Below are 10,350 nucleotides of genomic sequence, written 5' to 3' on the forward strand. Positions count from 1 at the left end.
AAAAGGTAGAGCAAAAGTGGATTACTGCTTTGCCTAATTGGGCTTTAACTATGTCTCAACTTGATATCTTTTTTCCTGGTAGGTTAAAAATTGAGTTGAATTGAAAATGCGGTTTGACACACTTTTTTGAACGTTCCCGCACATTCCTCTAGCGCCACTGCTTTTGATTCTTCTAATGTCTCTTGTACACCTAACCTTTTTAGCATTCTTTTTACCATCTGTTGCGCATTTGATACCCTTGACTCCTTTAGTATCTTTTTTGCTTCTTCTTTTGTCTGCGGTACATTTACTACCTTTAGTCTCTTTTTTAATGGCTCTTGTGTCTCTTGTACTCTTGGAATCTTGCTTGATACTTCTAATCCATGCGATATCTCTTCTAACATTCTTGATGTTTCTGCTTGCCCTAGTATCTTTACTTCCTTTAATAGCTCTTTTATTCTTTCAATTACATTGTCTTTACTTAAATTTACCTCTTGATCAATTACACCTAATATTATGTTCCACTGTTCATATGTCATTACCATAGCTTTACCTCATACTATAGAGTATTTTTTGATGCTATATATTATGGTAGAATAGTCAACGCATTTTCCATAGCGTAACTTGAGAGTCTAAAAGGACTGTTATTAACTTACAGAAAACCAAGCTTGCCTGAAACCACTTAATTGATTATAATCATAGGTTTTAAGGCAGTAAAATGACAGCTTTTTTTCCTTTGGTTATTTTTTTAATCTTATACCTTGGAAGTGGTGTCTATTTTTCCTTTATTGGAATTGATAATCCGCTTCGCCAAGTTTCACCGGTAATTTGCCTACTACCGGCGCTATTTTTTGCTGTTGCATGCAGTGCAGGTAAAATTCAACGTAACATCGATACTGTCATCGAGGGTATGGGAGATAAAAACACCCTTACTATGTGTTTAACTTTTCTATTTTCTGGAGCATTTTCTGTGGTGACTCAATCAATTGGTAGTGCAGATACTGTTGCTGATTTAATTCTCAATTTCCTTCCAGCAAGATTACTACTGCCTGGAGTATTTTTGGCTTCCGCTTTTATATCAACTGCAATTGGTACGTCTATGGGAGTTGTTGTATTAATGGTACCAATAGCTGTTAACTTAGCAAAAAGTGGGGCTTTTGGTCTTGAAATAGGAACTGCAACTGTAGTTGGAGGTGCCGTATTTGGTGATAATCTTTCAATGATATCTGACACTACTATTGCATCTGTTTCTTCACAGGGGGCCACGATAAAGGATAAACTTAAAGTGAATTCTAAAGTAGCATTTGTTGCCAGCATTATAACGCTTGTCTATCTGGCAATTATGGCAGATAGTACAAAAATTATTCCTACATCAAATTTAGATTATTTATCAGTAATAAAGATTATTCCTTATATTTCTTTAATAATCATGGGGTTATTTGAAGTTACTACTTTAGTAACAATAACTATAAATATAATTGTTGCTAGTGTATTAGGGATGACTTTTTTTGACTATACTATCATTCAACTCTCTCATGACATATATGACGGTTTCAAAAAAGTAAACGAGATAGTAATATTTGCTCTATTTATTGGCGGATTGAGTCATATAATGTACAAGCAGGGTCAAAAGGCATTACACAAACTTATCGATGAAAGCAATATCACAAAAACTAAAGCTGAATTTGTAATAGCGGGCATAGCATCTATGTTTACTGTTTTAGTTGCTAATAATACCATTGCTATTTTATTAAGTGGCGATATTGCAAAAAGGCTCGCGCAAAAGCATAATATTCCGTCATACCGTAGTGCATACTTGTTAGACATTTTTGCTTGCGTTACAAAAGGCATTTTGCCTTATGGTTCCCAGCTGCTGCTAGCAGGTAGCATTGCTTCTGTCTCACCTATTTCTTTGTTAACACAAGTTTATTACTGCTTTATTTTAGCAGCAGTTACAGTAGGTGAAATAATCATCAATGGCAGACGTTGCGCGGCTACAACTTAATGTACGAAGATTTCTCTTCATATTACATTTTTGTGCCCATAAGAAACGAGTTGCCATTTTCATCAGCTACTTGGATAATAGATATATTCACAAAATTGTTCCATTTTTCTCAATAGGTTTTGGTTTTCTTTTCCCCTTATTAGCAGAGCATAAAACTTAGCTTTTTAATAAATCTCATTTTAACTCCAATACACTAACTATGAAACAATCTATATTGCCGTCAAAAACGGAATTTATATTGCCAACTTCATGTCCAGTCCTTAAATCCTTTACCATTTGATATGGATGCATAACATACGATCTGATCTGACTGCCCCAACCTATATCGCATTTCTTGCCATATTCTTCGGCCATTTTCTGTTCTTTTTTTTCCAATTCAATTTGATATAAACGTCCTTTAAGTAGTTTAAGTGCTTCATCTTTATTTTTATGTTGAGAACGACCATTTTGGCATTGAGCTACAACGCCTGTTGGAATGTGCGTAATACGTACCGCGCTTTCAGTCTTATTTACATGCTGACCACCTGCTCCAGAAGCACGGTAAGTGTCGATCTTCAAATCCTTTTCATCCACAACAATATCTATTGAATCTTCAATCACTGGAGTTACTCCTACACTTGCAAAACTGGTATGACGTTTACCATTTGCATCAAATGGTGATATTCTAACCAATCTATGAACTCCACTTTCGCTTTTTGCCCACCCGTAAGCTTTTTCTCCGATGATCTTTATTGTTGTAGATTTTATACCAACTGCATCACCATCTAATTTTTCTACAACTTCAACTTTAAAATTGTGATAAATTTCTGCCCATCTTGTATACATGCGCATGAGCATCTCAGCCCAATCATTGCTCTCTGTTCCACCAGCTCCTGAGTGGATTTCTAAAAAGCAGTTATTGTTATCTGCTTCACCAGTAAATAAAGATTCTGTCTCTTTAAGTTTGATTAATTTCTCTAGCTTTACTAACTCACCTTTAACTTCAGAAAAAAATTCTTCATCATTCTCATCAATAGCAGATTTCATCAAGCTGATAGCATCGTTGTAATCGCTTTCTAGCTTTGAAAACGATTCTATGTCATGCTTAATTTTAGAGCGTTCTTTTAAAATTTCTTGTGCTTTTTGATTGTCTTGCCACAGATTATCATTCGACGCTTGAGAATCCAGCTCTTCAAGACGCAACTTCAATTTTTCTATGTCAAAGACACCTCCTGATAAGAGAAATACTTTTATTTAAGCCTTGAAAGTATTCAAGGATTTCTGGATGGGTTTTCATTATACTTTAGACTTTAATATATTTATTATCACTAACAATAACAGCAAACAAAATAGAAATTTAACCATATAATAGTTAATTCAAAATAATTTTATTATACTTGAATGTTCAATAAAATCAAGTGTGTATATTTATTAAAAAAATAAGGTAAAGTAATGAATATTAAAACAAGTTCTCATTATGGTTTAGACAAAAAGGCTATTGATGATTTAATAGAGTCTCTCGATAATCAAGAATTAGAAAGTGTTCATAATATTGTCAAAACGATAGATAGCGTTCAGTTAGCTTATTTTTTATCTACTTCGATCAGTGATCACAGGGAGAAATTAGTTAATATCCTCGATCAACATTTGTTAAGTGATGCCTTAGTACATGTAGTACCAGATTTACAAGTAGAGATCATAGAAATATTGGGAATAGAAAATACAGCAAAGTTACTAATGCTTCTTGATATAGAAGACATAGTAGCCATAGTGAAAGATTTGGATAGAAAGTCTATAGAAAACATACTTAACTACTTACCCAATGCAACTCAAAAATTAGTAGAGGAATTGTTATCATACCCAGAAGAAAGTGCAGGAAGGTTGATACATAAAAATATGGTTATAGCTCCATATTATTGGACGATAAATCAGCTAATGGAATTCTTGCGCAATTATAAAAAAATACCAGAAACATTTTACCAAATCTTCATCATTAACTCGAAATTAGAACCTATAGGTAGTTTCAACTTAAATAAGGTAATATCTCACTCAGGAGAAACAATAATAAAAGAGATAATGAGTCAAGATATAAAAATAATTAAAACTGGAATGGACCAAGAAGAAGTAGCAAGAATATTTAAAGATTACTCTCTATTATCAGCTCCAGTAGTAAATAAGAGTGGTAAAATTATCGGTGTAATCCTTATTGAAGATGTAATCAAAATTGTTCAGCAAGAAGCAGAAGAGGATGTACTTAAAATAAGCGGTGTATCATCTAAATCTGATATAAATGCTCCTATACATAAAACTATAATTAAAAGGCTACCTTGGTTATTATTTAACCTCTTAGCTGCAACAATATGTTCTATAGTAGTTGGCTTTTTCGATAACGTAATAGAAAGTTTTATAGTACTACCAATAATTATGCCAATAATTGCATCAATGAGCGGAAATGCAGGATCCCAAACAGTAACACTAACTATCCGGGCAATCGCAACAAAATATCTAACTGAGCAAAATGCAAAAAGAATACTGATGAAAGAATTTTTAATAGGTCTTATAAATGGAGTGATTTTATCTACAATTTCGCTCGTAGTATTAGCAATAAGGTTCCATAGTTTAAAAGTAGAGATCATTTTCGTAGTTTCCATGATTGCAATGTCGATTATTGCAACATTTATCGGCACTTTCATTCCTATAATGCTTCATCGTTTAAGATCCGATCCTGCTGTTTCGTCTTCAATCTTAACATCAGCAACAACTGATATTCTCTCAGCTCTTATATTTTTTGGTCTAGCCACGATCTTTTTATTAAATAGCTGAATCTTGCTACATAAAAAAATTGCTTTACAAGCTTTACCAGCAACGTTATCATTACTCACAGATACATTGAAGAAGAAAAATAACAGTTGATAAAGAAATAAAAGTACATGAAACTGAGCTGCTTTAGTTTTAAAATAAAAACTAAAATGCTAGAGTATGCAAAAAAAGTCTTTGCTCCGTTAGGTCTTTTTAGCTATAGTACAATTTAATGTAATCAATATGTGGGGTATGGTGTTAGATGAACTGTATTATGTATGTCATTCGGAAAGCAATCCCAGCTTTTTTAAGAATATATCTAGTTTAGTCAGAAATCAAAAGAAAAACACACTGTTACTCAGCAATTAAAGTTACTTAGGGTTACTATAAAGTTTCTACAGTAAATTGCTTTGGTACAACTGCATAAGAATCAAATGTTGAAACCAATCTTCAGAAAAGAGGTTTACGACAAAACAATCAAAATATGAATATTAAAATATAGGGGGCTTTATGTTAGGTAAAGAAAATACAAAGGAACAAGTAATAGATAATCAAATGGATCATGTAGATGATGAGTCAACAATAGGAGCAAAAGGAGGTCTTAATCATGAAGATAGATCATCTAGTGAAGAACTTCAGTGTGGACGAAGTCAAGAGAGCCCTAGAGTAACAAGATCTTCATCTATAGGCAGCAGTAGTACATCGACTGATGATGAAGAAATGTTTAGCTGTATAAGCATTACAAGTGATGAAATAGTGAAAAAAGCAACTTTTTTTGTTAAGACTTTTATTAAAGAATTCGAGGAAAAACTATCCAAATATTTTGAGGAGGCAGAACCAGATTCAAATATACAAAAAATAAGCAAAGCTTCAGCTAGCTTTAGTTCTGTTTTGAATAATACTATTCCAGCAAGTCCACTAAAATTATTTAGTGTTAAAGTTAATGAGAGTATCAATCATTATGTTACAGGAAAACGGCATAAGAAAGGAGCGAAAAATATTTCTACAATAACTATGCCTTGCTACCAAACTGAAATGAGAGAGATTTTAGTAAAAGCTGGCTTAGAAATTTTTCACAGGTTTGAGGAACCATTCATAAAAGTTGTAGATATCAATCCCTCTTTTTATCATAGGAGAGTTAAGAAGTTAGCAATAGATGCTGTACATAGAACAATGAATTACCTTTTAACTTCTGAGGAACAAGACTTTTCTGTTGATCTTATAACACAAGGTGTTGTTCTAGGTAAGTCAAAAAAGAAAGGATATTTTACGCGTCCTGGATATAAAATAAAAAAAGATGAGCAAAGTGGTGAAAGTTTAGTAACCTCAGAATTGTATGAATGGGTAGGAATAAAGAAAAAAGAAGAAGATGAAACTGTTAATTATTATCAATGTAATTCTGAGGAACATAATCTAGAGGAATATAGATGTGCTGAAAAATACGGCTATCGGCTTCCCTTTGAATGGGAGTTAAGAAAGTGGGAGAAGGTAAAACAAAAGTATGTATCTAGTGAAGCACCCATAGAAAGATATGTGTATATTTTAAATGATGAAAAAAAAGAAGAATTAGCTCGTTTTATATTAAAGGAGATTAATGAACAAGATCATGCGAAAAGGAAAGATGTAGAAGGATATTTTGAAAAACAAAATGAAGATAGGCGTCAATTTTCCTATAGTTTTGGCAAGATACCAGAAGATTTCATTGAAAGAAAAGAGGTGGTAAAAAATTTGAACCTAAGGTTACACAGTCGTAGTCAAGAAGTAGAAATGTCACGAGTAGTCTTAATTAGTGGGAAGTCTGGAATAGGAAAAAGCGAACTTGCTAGAGGCTATGGGTTTAGTGAAAGGCGTAAGGGTACTTGGGACAAGATTATGTGGATAGATGCTTCATCAAATACCAATCTTTCAAACTCATTTCGTAGGTTGGCTGAAAGGTTAGGGATTTCTAGAAAAAGTGAGCAAAGGAGAGAGAGAAACATTAAATCTATTGTCGAGGATGTATATGAGCATCTTCAAGACACAAAAAGTTTGTTTGTTTTCGATAATGCTAGTAGTTATAAGAAGATTAAAAGTTTTTTACCATCCAGCTTCCCTATTTTTTCTAATAGAGAAAAACCTTACGTTTTAATTACTTCTTCTAACAAGAATTGGAAAAAAGTAATAGAAGATATTGAAATAGACAAGTTCGATAATGATAATCCACGTGAGAAGAGTAAGGAAGAAATACAAGAGTTCGGTAATTCTGACTCAGATGATATTGAAGAAATAAAGTTCGGTAATTCTGACTCAGGTAATATTGAAGAAATAAAGTTGGGTAATTTTAAAAAAGAAGAAGCCAAGGAATTTATTCGAAAAACCTTAGGGGAAGATGAATCACAAGATAAATCTATATCAGAGTTAATAGGACAACTTAATTATTTTCCATTAGATTTGAAAGCAGCAACATCATGCATTAAATCAAAAGGGCTTAGTATTAGAGAATATCTGGAGGAATATAGAGTAGCTCAGCAATCAAAACCTGATTTTTTGGAGACACAAGTTGTTAATAAAAAATCTTTTAAAGCTTTGAAGGTTAACATTGATAAAATAAAAGAAGAAAAAAATGTTGGGCAGCAAGCGTATGTTATTTTAGTATTTATAGCTTACCTGGACCCTAATCAAATTAATACAAAGGAAATTTTTTTCAAGGGGGAATCAAAAGAAAATCAACAAAGGGTTTTGGATGCACTTGATCTACTTAATCAGTTCTCATTGATTGGATTAGAGAAAGGGATAGCAAAAATTCATCAAGAAGTACAAAAAATGATAAGGTTAGAGCAAAGAAAAGAAGAAAGAGAAGAAAAATTTTTAAGAAAAATAATGACATCATTGATGAATAATAACTGTAAAAATGTAAGCCATATCATATCCATTTGGAATTATGCAAGTGAATATAAAGATTTAGTTAATGAATTTATTGAATCTGATTATTATGGAATGAATATCTTACATTTTCTGGCCATAGATGGTAATGAAGAAGTTATTAAGCATATATTCGAGAATGTAGATTCAAGAAAATTAAGTAAAATTATTAATGTCGGTGATAAAGATGGATCTCCTCCTTTAGAATATGCTGTTATATATGGTCACTTAGCGTTAGTTAAATACTTTATAGGAAAAGGGGCTGATTTTAGGGTAAATGATGACCCGAGCCTTACCCTTTTAGATTGTGCTGTTCTTCATAATCGACTAGAAATAGTTAAGTATTTTATTGATAACGAATATTTTCAGTTTGATAGTACTGTTTTATACTATGCTATTGAAAATAATTGCTTAGAGATCGTTAGATACTTTATAGAGGAAGAAGAGATTTATATAAATTTAAAGGACGGAGAAGGTAAAGGTTATTTGCACTATGCCGTTGAACATAGTTCCTTAGAGATTTTTGAGTACCTTCTGGCATACGGGGCTACAGTAGATTTACAGGATAAGAATGGTATGACTCCTTTGCATTTTGCTGCTAAAAATGGTAGCTTAGGCATGCTTAAATCCCTTATAAAGAAAGGAGCTATAATAGAGGTAACGAACAAAGATGATATGACTCCTTTGCATTTTGCTGCTATATATGGTTACCTAGGAATTGTTCGCTACCTTGTAGAACATGGAGCTGATATAAATGCACAAAACGAAGATCACATGACTCCTTTGCATTTTGCTGCTATATATGGTCACTCAAGCACTGTTCGCTACCTTGTAATGAATAACGTTAATACGAATCTAGAGGGTATTAGTAATAATATTCCTCAGAACTACGATGTTAAGTTTCATTGCTACGACAGCGCTAGGTGTCTTTTTTCTTTAGAACAAGAAGCTAATGTGAAACTTGAACTCAACGATGATTTGTACCATTATACTACCAATTATTACCCAAGTAGTATTTGTTGCTATCAACCTCAATCTACTGTGTACTCAGCTCCATACTTAAAAATGCAATCACATGAAAGACACCTAAAAGCATTTGATGAATACACTACTAAAAAAAGAAAATTAGAAAATATAAGTGAAGCATTGCAATTTGAAGATAAAAGCACGGTTAACTTAACTCATAGGTCACCTATATCTTCATTTAACAGAGTCTCTGTACAACCTGCAAACAAGGACTTAAGACTATAATTTTACAGTAAGCTATTTAATTTTATGAGGGGAATTTCAAAAAAACAGAGAAATAAAGTAATAAATTGATATAAACTCGCGTAGAACAAGTGGTAGACCATACGATCCCAAAACAGACTCTTCTCACTGCCCTTGGTTTTGGTTGCTGAAAGTAGATATATAGTTTAAATTCTTAACAAAAAGATATATTAAATTGATAATAATTTATTTAGGAATAGTAAAGAAAAATCAAGTAAACTTATAACAAGAGCGATTAATTAGCAAAAGAATTTACATTTATTATAAATATAGTTATACTAAATATTAATATTTTCAGAGTAATTTATGTATAAAACAAAAGAAACAAAATCAATAGAACTTTTTGCTGCTATTGAAAAGAGAGATATAAAGGAAGTTGTGAGATTGATAAATGCTGAAGCTGATGTGAATGCAGTAGACAAAAACGGAGCCGCTCCTTTGCATATAGCTGCTGTAAAGGATAATGCAGAGACAATAAAAGTTCTAATAGAAGCAGGTGCTGATGTTAATAAAGTAGAGAACAGCGGAAAGACTCCTTTGCACTTTGCTGCATTTACAGGTAGAAGTAAGGCAATAAAAGTTCTAATAGACTTAGGAGCAAATATTGAAGCAAAAGATCAAAAAGGCAGAACTCCTTTGCATGAGGCTAATGAAAATCTCTTTACAAAGGGAGTAAAAGTTCTAATAGAAGCTGGAGCTGATGTGAATGCAGTAGACAAAGATGAATTCACTCCTTTGTATATGCCTATTATGTATGGTTATAAAAACGTTACAGATATAGTAAAACTTCTAATAGAGGCAGGTGCTGATGTTAATAAAGTAAGTATGATTGGAACTCCTTTGCACTGGGCTGTATTGCTAGGTAAAAGTGAAGAAGCAAAAGTTCTAATAGAAGCAGGTGCTGATGTTAATAAAGTAGAGAACAGCGGAAAGACTCCTTTGCACTATGTTGCTACAAAGAATCATACAAATATTTGTGATATTATACTAAATCACATAGCAAGACTAGAAATTGCTGGTTTATATGTTAGTTCATCAAACTCAAACAAAAAGCGAGAACTTATAAGCGATTCACGCAATCTACACAATGATTATTTACAATACCTTGAAAACAGTAGAAGAGAAGTTAAAAAGATGGAAAAAGAAAATAAGCCGTTGTATGACTTTCTGAAAGAAAGTGATATAGCAAAATTGGTTAGTATTTTTGAGAAAAATGAAGGTGTACGTAGTATATTAGATGACCAAAAAGGTTTGAGAAAGCAATATTCAGAGTATGCTTAGGGAACGTTCAAAAAAGTGTGTCAAACCGAAAAAAAAGTAATAAATTGATATAAAAAATGGAGGTTTGATATGAGTCAAGCAAATAGAACTACTGGTTTGGTAGATTATAAAGAATTAGAAACAAATATCCTGTCATC

6 protein-coding genes are annotated in these 10,350 nt (G+C 32.5%); 4 read left to right on the forward strand and 2 right to left on the reverse strand.

Translation table 11 applies throughout. The features are described from left to right. Window positions 1-83: 83 nt before the first annotated feature. Complete coding sequence (locus tag JR312_RS04520; RefSeq protein WP_416647832.1) at window positions 84-518, reverse strand: hypothetical protein; 435 nt, start codon at window positions 516-518, stop codon at window positions 84-86. Window positions 519-697: 179 nt separating this feature from the next. On the opposite strand from JR312_RS04520, the gene JR312_RS04525 reads away from it, so the two are divergent. Beyond that, entirely contained in the window at window positions 698-1,984 is a 1,287-nt protein-coding gene (locus JR312_RS04525; protein ID WP_211908158.1) for a Na+/H+ antiporter NhaC family protein, read from the forward strand. Window positions 1,985-2,158: 174 nt separating this feature from the next. On the opposite strand, the gene prfB is transcribed toward JR312_RS04525, so the two are convergent. Then, window positions 2,159-3,260, reverse strand: a protein-coding gene (gene prfB, locus JR312_RS04530; protein WP_264330491.1) for a peptide chain release factor 2 whose coding sequence is annotated in 2 segments (ribosomal slippage) — window positions 2,159-3,193 and window positions 3,195-3,260 — 1,101 coding nt in all. Because the reading frame shifts where the segments join, the coding sequence is not laid out codon by codon here. A gap of 155 nt (window positions 3,261-3,415) precedes the next feature. Here prfB and mgtE point away from each other — a divergent pair. From mgtE to JR312_RS04545, 3 genes are all read left to right on the forward strand, one after another. Beyond that, entirely contained in the window at window positions 3,416-4,786 is a 1,371-nt protein-coding gene (gene mgtE, locus JR312_RS04535) for a magnesium transporter (RefSeq protein ID WP_264330490.1), read from the forward strand. 486 nt (window positions 4,787-5,272) lie between these two features. Further along, entirely contained in the window at window positions 5,273-8,914 is a 3,642-nt protein-coding gene (locus JR312_RS04540; protein WP_416647833.1) for an ankyrin repeat domain-containing protein, read from the forward strand. A 324-nt stretch (window positions 8,915-9,238) separates the two neighbouring features. Beyond that, window positions 9,239-10,213, forward strand: coding sequence for an ankyrin repeat domain-containing protein (locus JR312_RS04545; protein ID WP_416647834.1), 975 nt, complete (start codon window positions 9,239-9,241; stop codon window positions 10,211-10,213). Window positions 10,214-10,350 lie beyond the last annotated feature (137 nt).

Origin of the sequence: Wolbachia endosymbiont of Nasonia giraulti (genome assembly GCF_048054155.1) — a bacterium.
GTDB lineage: Bacteria > Pseudomonadota > Alphaproteobacteria > Rickettsiales > Anaplasmataceae > Wolbachia > Wolbachia pipientis_C.

Excerpts from the sequence above, each read along its gene's own strand:
- mgtE (WP_264330490.1), top strand. The coding sequence starts at position 3,416 with ATGAATATTAAAACAAGTTCTCATTATGGTTTAGACAAAAAGGCTATT.
- JR312_RS04525 (WP_211908158.1), top strand. The coding sequence starts at position 698 with ATGACAGCTTTTTTTCCTTTGGTTATTTTTTTAATCTTATACCTTGGA.
- JR312_RS04540 (WP_416647833.1), top strand. The coding sequence starts at position 5,273 with ATGTTAGGTAAAGAAAATACAAAGGAACAAGTAATAGATAATCAAATG.
- JR312_RS04520 (WP_416647832.1), bottom strand. The coding sequence starts at position 518 with ATGACATATGAACAGTGGAACATAATATTAGGTGTAATTGATCAAGAG.
- JR312_RS04545 (WP_416647834.1), top strand. The coding sequence starts at position 9,239 with ATGTATAAAACAAAAGAAACAAAATCAATAGAACTTTTTGCTGCTATT.